This is a genomic window from Pseudomonas lini, from assembly GCF_030812475.1.
Classification (GTDB): Bacteria; Pseudomonadota; Gammaproteobacteria; order Pseudomonadales; family Pseudomonadaceae; genus Aquipseudomonas; species Aquipseudomonas lini_A.
In genome coordinates, this window is record NZ_JAUSSR010000001.1 from 582,990 (window position 1) to 597,836 (window position 14,847).

At 60.2% G+C, this 14,847-nt stretch carries 14 protein-coding genes; 7 read left to right on the plus strand and 7 right to left on the minus strand.

The annotated features are described in order from the left end of the window. Positions 1-60: 60 nt before the first annotated feature. Entirely contained in the window at positions 61-1,551 is a 1,491-nt protein-coding gene (locus tag J2W17_RS02770) for an aldehyde dehydrogenase family protein (RefSeq protein WP_307328815.1), read from the minus strand. Positions 1,552-1,824: 273 nt separating this feature from the next. Between J2W17_RS02770 and J2W17_RS02775 the strand changes: the two genes are divergently transcribed. Next, positions 1,825-2,079, plus strand: a complete 255-nt coding sequence (locus tag J2W17_RS02775) for a DUF1652 domain-containing protein (protein ID WP_307328818.1) — start codon at positions 1,825-1,827, stop codon at positions 2,077-2,079. 68 nt (positions 2,080-2,147) lie between these two features. Here the strand turns inward: J2W17_RS02775 and J2W17_RS02780 are convergent, their stop codons facing one another. Continuing rightward, positions 2,148-2,504, minus strand: a complete 357-nt coding sequence (locus J2W17_RS02780) for a hypothetical protein (RefSeq protein ID WP_064678852.1) — start codon at positions 2,502-2,504, stop codon at positions 2,148-2,150. A gap of 342 nt (positions 2,505-2,846) precedes the next feature. Here J2W17_RS02780 and peaA point away from each other — a divergent pair, with 342 nt between their 5' ends. The 4 genes from peaA to peaD all read left to right on the plus strand — a co-directional run bounded on the left by peaA (position 2,847) and on the right by peaD (position 7,407). Beyond that, complete coding sequence (gene peaA / locus J2W17_RS02785; RefSeq protein WP_307328822.1) at positions 2,847-4,427, plus strand: quinohemoprotein amine dehydrogenase subunit alpha; 1,581 nt, start codon at positions 2,847-2,849, stop codon at positions 4,425-4,427. Positions 4,428-4,509: 82 nt separating this feature from the next. After that, positions 4,510-5,940: a quinohemoprotein amine dehydrogenase maturation protein gene (gene peaB / locus J2W17_RS02790; protein WP_307328825.1), complete on the plus strand. Its 1,431-nt coding sequence runs from the start codon at positions 4,510-4,512 to the stop codon at positions 5,938-5,940. Position 5,941: 1 nt separating this feature from the next. Next, positions 5,942-6,265 carry a quinohemoprotein amine dehydrogenase subunit gamma gene (qhpC, locus tag J2W17_RS02795; RefSeq protein WP_008027961.1) on the plus strand — a complete coding sequence of 108 codons (324 nt, stop codon included), beginning with the start codon at positions 5,942-5,944 and terminating at the stop codon, positions 6,263-6,265. 23 nt (positions 6,266-6,288) lie between these two features. Continuing rightward, entirely contained in the window at positions 6,289-7,407 is a 1,119-nt protein-coding gene (gene peaD / locus J2W17_RS02800) for a quinohemoprotein amine dehydrogenase subunit beta (protein WP_307328829.1), read from the plus strand. 135 nt (positions 7,408-7,542) lie between these two features. Here the strand turns inward: peaD and J2W17_RS02805 are convergent, their stop codons facing one another. After that, the gene (locus tag J2W17_RS02805) at positions 7,543-7,944 is read right to left on the minus strand and encodes a lysozyme inhibitor LprI family protein (RefSeq protein ID WP_307329461.1); all 402 of its coding nucleotides are present in this window, start codon (positions 7,942-7,944) and stop codon (positions 7,543-7,545) included. Positions 7,945-8,168: 224 nt separating this feature from the next. Here J2W17_RS02805 and J2W17_RS02810 point away from each other — a divergent pair, with 224 nt between their 5' ends. Then, positions 8,169-8,657: an SRPBCC family protein gene (locus J2W17_RS02810; RefSeq protein WP_307328833.1), complete on the plus strand. Its 489-nt coding sequence runs from the start codon at positions 8,169-8,171 to the stop codon at positions 8,655-8,657. 758 nt (positions 8,658-9,415) lie between these two features. On the opposite strand, the gene inhA is transcribed toward J2W17_RS02810, so the two are convergent. Further along, positions 9,416-10,108, minus strand: coding sequence for an isonitrile hydratase (gene inhA, locus J2W17_RS02820; RefSeq protein ID WP_307328835.1), 693 nt, complete (start codon positions 10,106-10,108; stop codon positions 9,416-9,418). Positions 10,109-10,196: 88 nt separating this feature from the next. On the opposite strand from inhA, the gene J2W17_RS02825 reads away from it, so the two are divergent. Next, on the plus strand, positions 10,197-11,180 hold the full coding sequence (locus J2W17_RS02825) for a GlxA family transcriptional regulator (protein WP_307328838.1): 984 nt from the start codon (positions 10,197-10,199) through the stop codon (positions 11,178-11,180). 64 nt (positions 11,181-11,244) lie between these two features. Here J2W17_RS02825 and J2W17_RS02830 read toward each other — a convergent pair whose 3' ends face one another. The 3 genes from J2W17_RS02830 to J2W17_RS02840 form a co-directional block, all read right to left on the minus strand. Further along, the gene (locus tag J2W17_RS02830) at positions 11,245-11,634 is read right to left on the minus strand and encodes a hypothetical protein (RefSeq protein ID WP_307328843.1); all 390 of its coding nucleotides are present in this window, start codon (positions 11,632-11,634) and stop codon (positions 11,245-11,247) included. 400 nt (positions 11,635-12,034) lie between these two features. Further along, entirely contained in the window at positions 12,035-13,861 is a 1,827-nt protein-coding gene (locus tag J2W17_RS02835) for a glycoside hydrolase family 15 protein (protein WP_307328846.1), read from the minus strand. Beyond that, on the minus strand, positions 13,854-14,654 hold the full coding sequence (locus J2W17_RS02840) for a glucose 1-dehydrogenase (RefSeq protein ID WP_307328849.1): 801 nt from the start codon (positions 14,652-14,654) through the stop codon (positions 13,854-13,856). Before J2W17_RS02840 ends, J2W17_RS02835 begins: the two co-directional genes overlap by 8 nt. Between the last annotated feature and the right edge of the window lie 193 nt (positions 14,655-14,847).

The following is a 14,847-nucleotide window of genomic DNA, read 5'->3' on the forward strand; positions in this document are numbered from 1 at the left end:
CTTTACCGTTGCCATCGACGGAACGCCGCCCGGAGCAGGCTCGCACCTACAGGGAGCGGGTCACAGCTTGATCAACACCGACTTCAACTCGGTGTAATGCTCGATCGCCGCATACCCCATTTCCCGCCCGACCCCCGACATCTTGTACCCGCCGAACGGCAGCGCCGGGTCCAGGGCGCTGTGGCAGTTGACCCACACCGAACCCGACTTGATCCGCGGAATCATCCGGTGCACCGCCGCCAGATCGTTGGACCAGACGCTCGCCCCCAACCCATACGGGCTGTCATTGGCCATGCGCAACGCATCAGCCTCGTCATCGAACGGGATCGCCACCAGCACCGGGCCGAAGATTTCTTCCTGCACCAGCGAGTGCTTCTGATCGACATCGACGATCACCGTCGGCTTGACGAAGAACCCCGGCCCGAACTGCTCGCCGCCGCAAGCGATGGTCGCGCCACTTTCCCGACCCATTTCGATGTAACGGTACACCCGCTCCTGCTGGCGCGCCGAAATCAACGGCCCCATCTCGACGCTCGGGTCCAGACCGTTGCCGAGCTTCATGGCGTTGGCAATGTCGGCGATGTCCGCCACCACATTGTCAAAATGCTTGCGCTGCACATACAGCCGGGACCCGGCACAGCACACCTGGCCCTGATTGAAGAAAATTGCGCTGGCAGCGCCCGCGGCGGCGGTCTTGAGGTCGGCATCGGCCATGACGATGGTGGGGGATTTGCCGCCCAGTTCCAGGGTGACCCGGGTCATGGAGTCCATCGCGATCTTGCCGATCTGCTTGCCCACGGCGGTGGAGCCGGTGAAGGTCAGCTTGTCCACCAACGGGTTGTGGGTCAGTGCCGAGCCTGCAGTGATGCCGGTGCCGGTAACGACGTTGAACACGCCCTCGGGATAACCGGCTTCCAGCACCAGTTCGGCTAGCTTGAGCGCGGTCAACGGTGTTTCGTCGGCGGGCTTGAGCACCATGGTGCAGCCGGTGGCCAGGGCCGGGCCGAGTTTCCAGCAGGCCAGCAGCAGCGGGAAGTTCCAGGCGACGATGGCCCCGACCACACCCACCGCTTCACGTCGAATGAAACTGTGGAACTGATCGTTGGGCATCAACGGCATCGACACTTCGACGCTGGAGCCTTCGATCTTGGTCGCCCAGCCGGCCATGTAGCGCAGGAAGTCGATGGACAGTTGCACGTCCATGACCTGGGCCACCGCAGCGCTCTTGCCATTGTTCAGGCATTCCAGTTGCGCCAGCAGTTCAGCGTCGCGCTCCATGAGGTCAGCCAGTTTCCACAGCAGGTTCTGCCGCTCCCGCGGCCGGGTGCGGGTCCAGGCCGAATCGTCGAACGCCTGGCGGGCGGCGAGCACGGCACGGTCGACATCCTCGGGTGTGGCCCGTGGCACCTCGCACAGTACTTCGCCGGTGGCCGGGTTGTGCAGGGGCATGGTCTGGCTGTCGGCGGCCTCGACCCAGTCACCACCGATGAGCATGCGCGGGGCGCGCTGGATGAATGCCGAGGTGGCGGGAAGCAGATAGGGGAGGGACATGGCGGAGTCTCTTGTTGTTCGTGAGAACAGGGCTTTCGCAATGGCTGTGCCAAGTGCCCGAAAGGGCCTGGCAGCCTTGATACTCAGGGGGGCAGGTCAAGGGCAGGCACTGGCGGCAACGGCAGATTGTCGCAAATCGCGACAGCGGCTGAGACGACGAGCAACCTGTTACAACCTTGAGACCTGCACCATTGAGGAATAGAATTTTCTGGCTCGGTGGATGAAATGACCGACCGTTCATCCGGCACCACATCTGGCGCGAGGGAGGTAGTAATGTTCCTTTCAACCCTGGAAATTCAAAGCATCATCGAACACAAGATGCTGCCCGCCGTCTGCACATGCGTCATGGAGGCGGACCAGTCCCTGACCATTCGTGTCTGCGACTGCATGACAGGCAAAGTAGATCTTGTGGCGGCCCATATCCCCCTGTGGACACTGGACAGTCCCCATGCCATCGCCTCGCTGGTGGCAGACATGCGGCAGGAAATCGAGGCTCACAAAAGCATTCAACCCACCTATAGCATCTGAAATTGGCGTCAGGCCGCACCGTCGGGATACGGTGCGGCCTGCGCTGATCGATCAGGTGGAAAACCCGATCAGGCGGAAAACCTCCGGTAGATCTCGTCGAATGTGTCGCCATCCACGGCAGCAAGCAGCTTCCTGTCATCCTTGAGCGTCGCCAGAAAAGTGACTTCGGTTTCCTTGCCGGCCAACATGAAACCGGCAATGGCCCCGATGGGACCGAGCAGCATGGCGCCGGCGACGCCGAAGCCGATGGCATCCTTGATGTTGTTGATTGAACCCTCATTGGCCACTTCTACGCTCTTGAATGAAGAGAGCGGCAGGGTAATGCCGGGCCACGGGTGAAGCGACGTCCTGAGGGTGAAAACGCCGTCCATGTACTCTCCATCACCCTGCAGAAAGTCCCCCGCCAGGACAGTGATGCTGGCCATTTTGGATCCCCTGTAGGCAATCGGTGAATAACCATTTCGCGCTCGGAGGGGAGTGCCGTCAATCCTTGGGCGATGAACTGTTCCGGCCGCGGCATCTATGCTGTCTCAGAGTGCAACACCTGTCGCGATATTAGACGCCGCCGATCCCCTCCAGATGCGACCGGCTGCCCTTGTCATCCCGTAACTGCTTGATAAAAAAGGGTATCGGCAAGCTGGCACGCTCCGTGTATTGCTCATCGCAGACGTTTCTCTTGCCTCCGTCAGCGGTTCGCCGCCGACGGCAGAAACCATAAAAACGATAAGCCACAAAAATAAGAACGCACCGTGCGAGGTTCGACGTTGATGAAGAGAAAACTCCGATCAGGCCTGAGCGCCAGCCTGTTGGCCGTGGCGGCCTGCGTGGCGCTGCATTCGCCTGACAGCCTGGCAGCTCGCGACGCCCAGACCGTCCTCAAGGAAACCTGTCAGGGCTGTCACACCCCTGAAGCCGATAACGCCTTGAGCCGTATCAGTCACCAGCGTAAAACCCCGGAAGGCTGGTTGATGAGCATCGCCCGCATGCAGGTCATGCATGGGGTGCAGATCAGCGATGACGACCGCCGTACCCTGGTCAAATACCTGGCCGACACCCAGGGCCTGGCCCCGAGCGAAACCGATGGCGTGCGTTATGCCTTGGAGCGGCGACTCAATACCGTCGAGAAATTCGACGACCAGACCAGCCAGATGTGTGGCCGCTGTCACTCCGGTGCGCGGGTTGCGCTGCAACGGCGTCCGGCACAGGATTGGGAGCGTCTGGTGAACTTCCACCTCGGCCAATGGCCGTCCCTGGAATACCAGGCCCTGTCCCGTGACCGCGACTGGTTCGACCTGGCCCGCAAAGAGATGGTGCCGTTGCTGGCCAAGCGTTATCCGCTGGACAATCCGGCCTGGAAAAAATGGCAGGCAGGCGCGCCGAAAGCCGAGACGTTGGTGGGCGACTGGAGTTTCAGTGGCCACTTGCCAGGCAAAGGCGAGCTGGCTGGGGTGATGAGTGTCACCGCCGATGCCGCAGACACGTTCAAGGTCAGCGTCAAAGGCCAATACGCCGATGGCAGCCCGTTCAACGGCGACGGTAGCGCGATTCTCTATACCGGCTACGAATGGCGCGGCAACGTGACCATCGATGGCGTGACCATGCGCCAGGTGTTCGCCGCTCAAGGCAACGCGATGCAGGGTCGGATGTTCGAAGCCGAGCACGATGAGCGCGGTCTCGACTTCGTTGCCGCCAAGCAGGGCAGCAGTCGTTTGCTGGCGGTGCAGCCGGGTTATCTCAAGGCCGGCGTCGACACCGAAGTCACCCTGATCGGCAGCGGTCTCACTGGCAAGCCAGACTTTGGCAAAGGGGTGACCGTGGTCGAAGTCGTCGAGCAGACCCCGGAACGGATCAAGGTCAGGCTCAAGGCCGCTGCCAATGCTCAACCAGGCCTGCGCAACGTCACCGTCGGCACGCTGAAAGGCCCGACCTTGTCGGTCTACAGCAAGATCGCTCAAGTCAAGGTCGTGCCCGCATTCTCGGTGGCGCGAGTCGGTGATGGCGGCGGGTCGACGCCGAAAGTCCAGGGCCGGTTCGATGCCGAAGCCTGGGGCAAGGGCGCCGATGGCAAGCCGTATCGTATCGGCATTTTCCCGGCCCAATGGTCCGTCGAAGCCTTCGACGACCGCGCCAGGGAGGACGAAGACGTCAAGTTTGCCGGCACCATGCAGGCTGACGCCGGTGTGTTCACACCGGGCGATGCCGGGCCGAACCCGCAACGCAAAATGTCCACCAACAATGCCGGCAACCTCAAGGTGATCGCCGCTGTCGACGACGCAGGGAAATCCCTGACCGGCGAAGGCCAGATGATCGTCACCGTGCAACGCTGGAACAATCCACCCATTCCATGAGTTGGCCGATTCCATCGGTTTTCAGACACTTTTCGGAATGACCGCAGGCCCCGTCGAACGGGGTTTGCACAGGAGGTTTGCAATGGGCGCTATCTTGAATCTGGTCGAACGCAACCTGCACGAAGTGCACGTCGACGCCGACCGCATGTTGTTCCACATCCCCAGCAGTTCGCTGTTCGCCAGCGATGAGTTGACCGGCACCATCATCGACACCTTGCGCGGTCCTGGCTGTTCCTCGCAAGACCTGATCCAGCGCCTGGCCGCGCGCTTCACCGGTGAAGAAATCACCGAAACCTTGCGCGAGTTGATGTCCCTGGAACTGGTCAGCGACGGCTCGCCGCTGACCCCGGACATCGGTACCAAACGGGTCGAGCGCACCGCGATCAATACCGTGGTGCTCAACGTCAACACCGGCTGCAACCTGAGCTGCACCTACTGCTACAAGGAAGACCTGGACAAGCCGTCGGCCGGCAAGAAGATGGACGTCGAAACGGCGGTGGCGTCGGTGGAAATGCTGCTGCGCGAATCCCCGGATGAAGAGCGTTTCACCGTGGTGTTCTTCGGCGGCGAGCCGTTGAGCAATCGCAAGCTGATCGAGTACATGGTCGACTATTGTGAAAAGCGGTTTGCCGAGGCCGGCAAGTTCGTCGAGTTCGTGATGACCACCAACGCGACGCTGCTCACCGAAGAAACCGTGGACTATCTCAATGCCCACCGGTTCGGGCTCTCGGTCAGCATCGACGGACCAAAAACCGTGCACGACCGCAACCGCATCACCGTGGGCGGGCAGGGCACCTACGACGTGGTGCGGCGCAAGGCCGAGATGCTGCTGTCGCGCTACAACAGCCGTCCGGTTGGAGCGCGGGTGACCTTGACCACTGGTGTGACCGACGTCGAAACCATCTGGGATCACCTGTTCAACGAACTGGGGTTTGCCGAAGTCGGGTTTGCCCCGGTGACCTCCGGGGACATCAGCACCTTCAACCTGACCAGCGACGAGTTGATTGAAGTCTTCGCCAGCATGAAGAGGCTTGGCCGACGCTACCTGGAAGCGGCGCTGGAGCATCGCAACATCGGGTTCTCCAACCTGCACCAGTTGATCACCGACATCCACGAAGGTCATAAAAAAGCCCTGCCTTGCGGCGCAGGCCTGAAGATGCTGGCGGTGGATCACAAGGGTGAGCTGAACCTGTGCCACCGCTTTACCGGTTCGAGCCTGCCGACCTTCGGCAACGTCCACACCGCCGTGAAGCAAGTGGAATTGAACGACTTCCTGTCCCAGCGCCTGGACCGCAGCAACACCGGCTGCGAAGACTGCCAGATCCGCAACCTGTGCTCCGGCGGCTGCTATCACGAAAGCTATGCACGGTACGGCGACCCGACCCATCCGACCTATCACTACTGCGAACTGATGCGTGACTGGGTCGACTTCGGCATCGAGGTCTACACCCGGATCATGGCCCACAACCCTGCGTTTATCAGCAGCTACATCACTCCGCGCAAGGCTCACTGATATGAAACATCTCAAGGCAATCAATAACAAAGCGCTGAAACTCGATGAAGCCGCGGCCGAAAACCGCATCGAAGAAGTGGTGGCGATGAGCTCCGTCGCCGGCTGTGCCTCGACCACCGACCCGGGCTGGGAGATCGATGCCTTTGGCGGCGTGTCGTCGCTGTGCCAGCCGATGGAAGCCGACCTGTATGGCTGCTCCGACCCTTGCTGGTGGCCGGCCCAGGTGCCCGACATGATGAGCACCTACCCGGACTGGAACAAGGATGCCCAGGCGTCAAACGACAATTGGCGCAACCTCGGGACTGTCTTTCCAAAAGACAAGTGATCGGACAGAAGAAGGATTCCAGCATGCACAGCATCAAAGCCTGCGGCCTGGCCGCATTCGCCGTCCTGAGCACCTGTTCGCTCAGCGTTCTGGCCGATGAAAACACTGCACTCGAAACCGGTCACGAGTACATGGTGACCACCAATTACCCGAACAACCTGCACGTGATCGACCTGGCCACGGACACCTTGTTCAAGACCTGCAAGATGCCCGACGCTTTCGGTCCCGGCAGCGTGCAAATGTCGCCGGATCGCAAGACCGCCTACGTGTTGAACAATCACTACGCCGATGTCTACGGCGTCGAACTCGACAGCTGCAAGCAGGTGTTCCACGCCAGCATCACCCAGAAGCCGGGGGAGAAAGCGAAGTCCATGTTCGCCTTCACCCTCAGCCATGACGGCAAGGAACTGTTCGCCATTGCCAACCCTACACTGATGCTCAACGACCGTTACGAAGTCCAGCAGCCACGCCTGGACGTCTACGCCACCAACGCCGGCCTGGACGCCAAGCCGCTGCGCAGTTTCCCGGCACCGCGGCAGCTGACCATCATGCAGAGTGGCGACGATGGCACGCTGTATGTGGCCGGGGCGGACATCTACAAGGTCGATGTGAACACCGGCAAGTTCGACGTGCTGATCCCCAGCCGCCACTGGAAGCGCCCGAACTACAGCGCCCCGGACGTGCTCTACGTGTGGAACCAGCAGACCTTCCGCCATGACTTCTCGCTGCTGTACACCACGGCGAAATTCAAGGACAAAAAGCAGGACCCGGCCACCGCCGAGTACCTCTACGGGCTGTTCAGCATCGACCTGAAGACCGGCAAGACCGAAACCACCGACTTCGGCCCGCTGACGGAAATCTACTTCAGCGGCATGCGCTCACCGAAGGATCCGAACCTGATGTTTGGGGTACTCAACCGTCTGGCCAAGTACGACATCAAGCAGAAGAAAATGCTCCAGGCGGCGACGCTGGATCACTCCTACTACTGCATTTCCTTCAACAAGGACGGGAGCAAGATCTACCTGGCCGGGACGTTCAACGATGTGGCGATCTTCGATCCCGAGACCATGAAGCAGATCGGCAGCATCAAATTGCCGGGTGGGGATATGGCGATTACCACGGCGCAGATATTTGTCCGGTAGTGGGGCGCTTGAACTGACGCCATCGCGGGCAAGCCCGCTCCCACAGGGTTCCATGATGTTCACACAATAGTGATCACACTGAAGATCCTGTGGGAGCGGCTTGCCCGCGATGAGGCCCTTACAGTCACCGGAGAATCAGGCTCCAGGCACCGGACACCCCAAATCCCCCTCCTGGCACTTCAAGTAATTCTTGAACGTTTCCACCCGCGCCTTGGTCAGGTCAGTGACGCAATTGCCGTAGATCAGCGGATAAGCACTGCCACCTTCCACCGCCGAGGCGGAAAACCTGCATTCGGCATCCCGAAACGAAACCCACGCTCGCTGCGCTCCCACCATCAGTTTTTTGCTATCCGGGTCGGCCTTCAAACGCGCAGTGATCTGCTGGTAAAGCGCATTTAATTCCTTGTCCGCCGCCTTGTGCTGCTGAGCCGCGCATTGGTTCATCGTGGCCTGATCCGCGGCATTTTCGCAGTCCAGAGCATGGGCAAGCGTGGTGAACAGCAGAGGCGTCAATGCCAGAAAAACACGTGGGTTCATGGAAATTCTCGCTATGGGCATGGAAATGGAGGGCAATGTAGCCAAGCAGGGGCCAATCCCGGATGCCCCTTTGTGCTGAAAGTATAAGTGCAGGCAAATTGCGAACTTACCGCCGAAAATGCAGCCAAATACTACAGACAGGGTTGCTTGCGCAGCCCGATTGATACAACTTAGGGTTGGTCTTGTGGTCTTACAGGCCTACTGTTCAGTACAGGAGGTGACTTATGAATCCAGCATCAGATCGCATCGAAAGAAAGATCCTGCTCAAAGCCCCGCGTTCCCACGTGTGGCGTGTGCTGGCCAATGCCGAAGCGTTCGGCCAGTGGTTCGGCGTGGCGCTGGAGGGCAAGCGTTTTGTCGCCGGTGAGTGGACTCAGGGGCAGGTCACCTACCCCGGTTACGAGCACGTATTGTGGAACGTATTGGTCGAACGGGTCGAGCCTGAGCGGGTGTTTTCCTTTCGCTGGCACCCGTATGCAGTGAAAACGGACATCGACTATTCCCAGGAGCCAACCACACTGGTGAAGTTCGAGCTGGAAGATCACGATGAAGGCACATTGTTGAAGGTGTCTGAGTCGGGTTTTGATCATATTCCCCAGTCGCGTCGGGAAAAGGCGTTTCGCATGGACAGCCGGGGCTGGGAGGAACAGATGAACAACATTGAAGAATTTTTGAAAAGCTCCGCCAAGGCACGTGAACACCAGCAAGAGTGACGGAGTCATGGTTTGAACCCTGGCTGAAACGCTGGGCGCTGGTGCCGGACGGCGAGCCGATCATCACGCCTGCCATTGATTTACTACCGGTGCGTCCATGTTCGCTATTTGAAGTGATCAGGGTAGTCGGCAGGGTGGGTATAGCGAATGTCTTACACGCGAAGGTAACGATGTCGTCTATTACAGATTGGATCCGAAGCGTAATCTCACCTCATCAACTGAAGCACAGGAAGCGCTTCAGGATCATGGATGATCGGCCATTAGCAAGGATTCGCTCTCGACAGGGAGTCGGCAATGGTCTTGGGAAAAACCCGCTTCGGCGGGTTTTTTTTCGTCCATTGAAAAGTTGCCAGTTCCCTTGTGGGCGCGAGACCGGCTTGCCGGCGATGTACTCAAGAGCGGCGCGTTCATCCAGACAGCACGCGTTATCGTTGACGTCCATGGCCGGCAAGCCGGTCTCGCGCCCACATCGGTCGCAGGCGATTCGGTGTCGAATGGTCAATCGCTTACACCAGAGCGCTGGTATGTCCTCTGTTTATGCTTCGCCAAGGCGCTTATTCTGGATCCATCAACTGAGTAGCAGGATGCACTCAGGATCACGGATGATCGACCATAGGCCGGGATGGCCGCAGACAGGATGTCGCTATGGTCTTGAGAAACCCGCTTCGGCGGGTTTTTTTGTAGGCGCTGGAAAGTCCTCAGTGCATCAACTGGCCCAGTTTCGCCGACAGCCATGACTGACTGCCGGCCGGAATGGATCAGCCTGACATCCGATCGAGTTTCGCGGCTACTCGTGCAGTAATTTCGGAACGTAATTTCAACGACCCAGCTGCACGTTGCCAGGCCTCCTCCAGCACGGTGCCCGGAGCGGTCTCGGGACTGCCCGAAGCAAACGGCGGCGCGGGAGCGTATTCCAGCTGCAGCTGCACCAGCTGCGCCGTGTCCTTGTCGAACAACTCAGCGGCCAGGGTCAGGGCGAAATCGATCCCCGCGGTGATCCCGCCACCGGTCAACAGATTGCCGTCGCGTACCACTCGATCCTTCACCGCAATGGCACCCAATGGCCCAAGCAGTTCGTGATAAGCCCAGTGGGTAGTGGCGCGCTTGTCCTTCAACAGGCCCGCCGCGCCGAGCACCAGGGCGCCGGTGCACACCGACGTGACATAACGCGCATTGGCCGCCTGGCCCCTGATGAAGTCCAGCGTCTCGTCATCTTCCATCAACGGCCCGACGCCGCTGCCGCCGGGAATACAGATCACATCGAGCGCCGGGCAATCGTCGAAGGTGACGGTCGGTTTCAGCACCAGGCCTGTGCTCGCAATCACCGGCATCAGGTCCTTCCAGATCAAATGCACCTTCACGTCCGGCAGCGAGGCCAGTACATCGTAAGGGCCGGTCAGGTCCAGTTGCTGAAGCTTTGGGAACAACAGAAAACCGATCTGCAAGGTCATGGTGTTTTCTCATCAAGTAGGTGGACGGCTTCACTCTAGGCTCGTAGGCTTTGGCGCATACGCCAATCAACCCACGAATTACGCCAAAATGCCGAAAACCATCCGCGTACTCGCATTTCCCAGCGTGCAACTACTCGATGTCACCGGGCCGTTGCAGGTGTTCGCCTCGGCCAACGACATTGCTGGCCAGAAAGGTTTACCGCCGCCCTATGCGCCGACAGTCATCGCCAGCGGCGGCGGGGCGGTGATGTCGTCGGCGGGGTTGGCGCTGCTGGCCGAACCGTTGCCGGAAGCGGGCAGCGATACCTTGATCATCGCCGGTGGCTGGGGTGTGTACACAGCGGCGGAAGATGAGCCGTTGGTGGCTTGGGTGCGTGAACATGCAGCGGGATGTCGACGGGTGTCATCGGTCTGCACCGGGGCGTTTTTGCTGGCGGCCAGCGGCTGGCTCGACGGCCGGCGGGTGGTGACGCACTGGACCCGTTGCGAGCAGTTGGCGCAAATGCACCCGAGGCTTCGCGTCGAGCCCAACCCGATTTTCATCAACGACGGCACGGTGTGGACTTCGGCCGGCGTCACTGCCGGTATCGACCTGGCACTGGCCATGGTCGAGGAAGACCTCGGGCGCAATATGGCCTTGGAAGTCGCCCGCCAACTCGTCGTGTTCCTCAAGCGTCCGGGTGGCCAGTCACAGTTCAGCGTGACCTTGTCCTTACAGAAAGAAGGCAGCCGTTTCGACGACCTTCACGCCTGGATCAGCGAAAACCTCACCAAGGACCTCGGCATCCCGAGCCTGGCCCTGCAAACTGGCATGAGCGAACGCAGCTTCGTGCGCCACTACCGCGCCGATACCGGCCAAACCCCGGCCCGGGCGATCGAACTGATCCGCGTCGAAACCGCCCGGCGCTTGCTCAGCGACACCGGTGTGCCGATCAAACGGGTGGCGATGCAATGCGGGTTCGGCAGCGAAGAGACGCTTCGGCGCAGCTTCCTGCGAGCCATGGGGGTAACGCCTCAGGCCTACCGCGAGCGCTTTTGCGTCAGTGCTCAAGCAGATCCGGTAAAGCCTTGATCGTCGTTTCGGGCGCTTCCCCGGGAATGTCCTGGCTGACGCTCATTGATACTCTTTACGACCGTCAAACCTCGGCATCCGCCACCTGATTGAAATACTTCGACCGATCCGGCGTAAAGGTCACCACCATCTTGGTCCGTGAGCAGGTCAGCGCCCGTTCTTTACCCAGATCGATATCAAGATCCTCGCCACGTAGCCCCTGCCACTGGGCGAGGTATTTAAGGGAGCCATATTTTTCCAGTTTCTTCAGGCTACGGCTGACGCCACCTTTCCAGCCCAGCACCGGTAATTCATCTGCGAGGCATCGTTGGGCGAGGTCGGGGAAGCGGGCAGCGCGTTGGCGGCCGATTTCCCAGCATTTGATCAGGCCCTTGTCGGTGGCTTCCCACAGTTCGTCGCGGTTCAGGCCTGACCGGAGTGGGGTGTCGATGCTGCGGTGGATGCGTTGGGTCATTCGGTTTCCTTGAATTCGGGTTTTGTTGGACAGCTCCGCTGTGCCCGTTAGGGTGGATGGTAGGGAGGGAAGTGGCGGCTGGCAACAGAGTATTTCCGAGGGGCTGGAACCCAGTGTTGCGTAGACAAAGAGCAAGTTCTGTTTAGATTTTGTAGGCGTACGCCAGCACAAGACTGTGGCGAGGTGTGTTTCGTGAGGTAGGTGGTGTTTAAGTTCTTCGTGTAAAAAGCGACGTTTCCGGCATGTCTTGCGGACAGTGGCATTCAGTTGTTTTTCTATTGAGGCTGATGGCCTCTTCGCGAGCAAGCTCGCTCCCACAGGGTTTGTGTCGACCCCGTTATTTGCGAGCGACGTAAAATCTGTGGGAGCGTGGCTTGCCCGCGAAGGGGACGACTCGGTCTCAAGGCTGCCAGTAATTCTTCTCCCCACTCAATTTTCGATCCAGAAAACACGCCGCGCTGATCAGCGCCAGGTGCGTCAGCGCTTGCGGTGTGTTGCCCAAGTGCCGGGCACGGCTGTCGAATTCTTCGGCATACAACCCCAGCGGATTGGCAAACCTCAGCAGTTGTTCAAATTCCAGATGCGCCTTTTCCACCCGGCCCGCCCGGGCCAGGCATTCGACGTACCAGAACGAGCAGGCGGCAAAGGCGCCTTCGGTGCCGTCGAGGCCGTCGATCTGACTGTCTTCGTTACGATAGCGATAGACCATGCCGTCGCGCACCAGGGTTTTCTCGATGGCTTGCAGGGTCGAGAGCCAGCGCGGATCCTTGGCGCTGACGAAACGCACCAAAGGCATCAACAGCATCGAGCCATCGAGTGCGGTGCCACCGATGTGCTGGACGAAATGCCCGCGCTCTTCGTTCCAGAAGTTTTCCCAGATGTCGGCATAGATCGCCTGTCGGGTCTGGTCCCAGCGGGCGAACGGTGCCGGCAATGAGCGTTTGGAGGCGAGGCGAATGGCGCGGTCCAGTGCCACCCAGCACATCAGTCGCGAGTGCAGGAAGTGATGTTGCTCACCGCGCATTTCCCAGATGCCCACATCCTTTTGCTGCCAGTTTTCACACACCTGATCAACCACTTCCACAGCGTGTTTCCAGCCCTCGTGGGAGATGGCGTCGCCATATTTGTTGACCAGGTACACCGCGTCCATCAGCTCGCCGAAGATGTCGAGCTGGATCTGATCATAAGCTTGATTACCAATGCGCACCGGTACTGCGCCGCCATGGCCGGACAGGTGGGGCAGTTCGGTTTCCGGCAACTCCTGGCGCCCGTCGATGGCGTACAGGATGTTGATTTTCATCGGCTTGCCCTGGCAATCGCTGACCCGCCCGCGCAACCAGCGCATGTAGTCGTTGGCTTCCTGGACGTATCCCAGGCGCATGAAGGCGTAGACGGTGAATGAGGCATCGCGGATCCAGGTGTAGCGATAATCCCAGTTGCGCTCGCCGCCAGGTGTTTCCGGCAGACCGAAGGTGGCGGCAGCGACGATTGCGCCGTGTTTGCGCGAGGTCAACAGCTTGAGGGCCAGGGCCGAGCGATTGACCATCTCCCGCCAGCGCCCCCGATAATTGGATTGGCCGGACCAGTCGCGCCAATATTTCAGGGTGCGTTCCAGGCACAGGGTAGCGCCTCCTTCCTTGAAGCGCGGATCGTCGATGCCGCCAAGCAGGAACTCGGCACTCTGGTCCTGTTCGAGGGTGAAGTTGGCGACCGCCGCATTGCCTTCGATATGCAGCACCTGGTCTGAAGACAGGCGCAGCGACGGCTGGTCGACGGCCTCGAAGGTTACATGTTGGTCATCCATGCGCGCACGGGTCTTGGCGCGGGCGTAGTCATGGCGCACGGCGCAGCGCATATGAATGGTTACCTGGCCACTGACCACCCGCACCCGGCGCATCAACACCGGTAGATCATCCTCGCTGTCGCCGATGGGCAGCAGGTCGGTGACTTCCACCACGGCGCGGTCGCTGAGCCAGCGTGTTTGCAGGACGTTGGTGTCCGGCAGGTAAATCTGTTCGCGGCGGGCGTCGGGCAGGTCCGGCGCCAGTTGGAAAATGCCCGCCTCGGGTGTGTCCAGCAGCGAGCAGAAGATCGATGGACTGTCGAACTCGGGCCAGCAGAAAAAGTCCACGCTGCCCTTGTCATTGACCAGCGCTGCGCTGCGCATGTCGCCGATAATGCCGTGGGCGTCGATGGCGCTTTGTCGTTCAAGATGATGATCAACCATTGCCGCGAAACTCCGGGTAGAGGCTCATGCCGCCGTCGATGAACAAAGTGGTGCCGACAATGTAGTCGGACGCATCGGAGGCGAGGAAGACCACCGCGTTGGCAATATCTGCGACATCGCCGACCCGGCCGTAGGGAATGAGTTTGAGTAGTTCTCGCTCGGCGTCGCCTGCGGTTTCGGAGCGATTTATCTCTGTGCGGATGGCCCCCGGCGCGATGCCGTTGACGCGGATGCGCTGGTGGCTGACCTCTTGGGCGAGAGTCTGCATCAGCATGTCGACGCCGCCCTTGGATGCGGCGTAGTTGACGTGACCGGCCCAGGGAATGCGCTGGTGCACCGAGCTCATGTGGATGATCTTGCCGGCGGCCCGGGACACGCCTTGGCGGATGCCTTGTCGATTGAAAATCCGCAGCGCGGCGCGGGCGCAGAGGAACTGCCCGGTGAGGTTGACGCCGATCACCTGGTTCCAGTCGTCGAGGGTCATGTCGACGGTGGCGGCGTCTTTCTGCATACCGGAATTGGCCACCAGAATGTCCAGGTAACCGAAGGCGTCGAGGGTTTGCGCAAACAGCCGCTCGACGTCTTTTTCTTTGGAAACGTCGGCACCGATGGCGATGGCGCGACCGCCTTCATCGTTGATTTGTCGGGCCAGTTCTTCCGCGGGTTCTGCCTGGGAATGGTAGTTGATCACCACTGCGGCACCGGCAGCGGCCAGGGCCTTGGCAGCTGCGGTGCCGATGCCGGAACTGGCGCCGGTGACCAGGGCGACTTGTTGAGCGAGGGATAGCTGCATGAACGTCAGCGCCTTGAGTTGAGGGCCTAAGTAGCTGACTGGTGTGAGCGGCAGAGAGTTCATTTGGTGACTGCACTGGCCCCTTCGCGAGCAAGCTCGCTCCCACAGTTAATCTCCAGTGCTCGCCAATCGTGCGTTCACAGTCGACCCCTGTGGGAGCGAGCTTGCTCGCGAAGGGGCCTTCACAGTCAAC

Excerpts from the sequence above, each read along its gene's own strand:
- J2W17_RS02825 (WP_307328838.1), top strand. The coding sequence starts at position 10,197 with ATGCCGAAAACCATCCGCGTACTCGCATTTCCCAGCGTGCAACTACTC.
- J2W17_RS02770 (WP_307328815.1), bottom strand. The coding sequence starts at position 1,551 with ATGTCCCTCCCCTATCTGCTTCCCGCCACCTCGGCATTCATCCAGCGC.
- inhA (WP_307328835.1), bottom strand. The coding sequence starts at position 10,108 with ATGACCTTGCAGATCGGTTTTCTGTTGTTCCCAAAGCTTCAGCAACTG.
- J2W17_RS02830 (WP_307328843.1), bottom strand. The coding sequence starts at position 11,634 with ATGACCCAACGCATCCACCGCAGCATCGACACCCCACTCCGGTCAGGC.
- J2W17_RS02840 (WP_307328849.1), bottom strand. The coding sequence starts at position 14,654 with ATGCAGCTATCCCTCGCTCAACAAGTCGCCCTGGTCACCGGCGCCAGT.
- J2W17_RS02835 (WP_307328846.1), bottom strand. The coding sequence starts at position 13,861 with ATGGTTGATCATCATCTTGAACGACAAAGCGCCATCGACGCCCACGGC.
- peaB (WP_307328825.1), top strand. The coding sequence starts at position 4,510 with ATGGGCGCTATCTTGAATCTGGTCGAACGCAACCTGCACGAAGTGCAC.
- J2W17_RS02810 (WP_307328833.1), top strand. The coding sequence starts at position 8,169 with ATGAATCCAGCATCAGATCGCATCGAAAGAAAGATCCTGCTCAAAGCC.
- peaA (WP_307328822.1), top strand. The coding sequence starts at position 2,847 with ATGAAGAGAAAACTCCGATCAGGCCTGAGCGCCAGCCTGTTGGCCGTG.
- J2W17_RS02775 (WP_307328818.1), top strand. The coding sequence starts at position 1,825 with ATGTTCCTTTCAACCCTGGAAATTCAAAGCATCATCGAACACAAGATG.
- qhpC (WP_008027961.1), top strand. The coding sequence starts at position 5,942 with ATGAAACATCTCAAGGCAATCAATAACAAAGCGCTGAAACTCGATGAA.
- J2W17_RS02805 (WP_307329461.1), bottom strand. The coding sequence starts at position 7,944 with ATGAACCCACGTGTTTTTCTGGCATTGACGCCTCTGCTGTTCACCACG.
- J2W17_RS02780 (WP_064678852.1), bottom strand. The coding sequence starts at position 2,504 with ATGGCCAGCATCACTGTCCTGGCGGGGGACTTTCTGCAGGGTGATGGA.
- peaD (WP_307328829.1), top strand. The coding sequence starts at position 6,289 with ATGCACAGCATCAAAGCCTGCGGCCTGGCCGCATTCGCCGTCCTGAGC.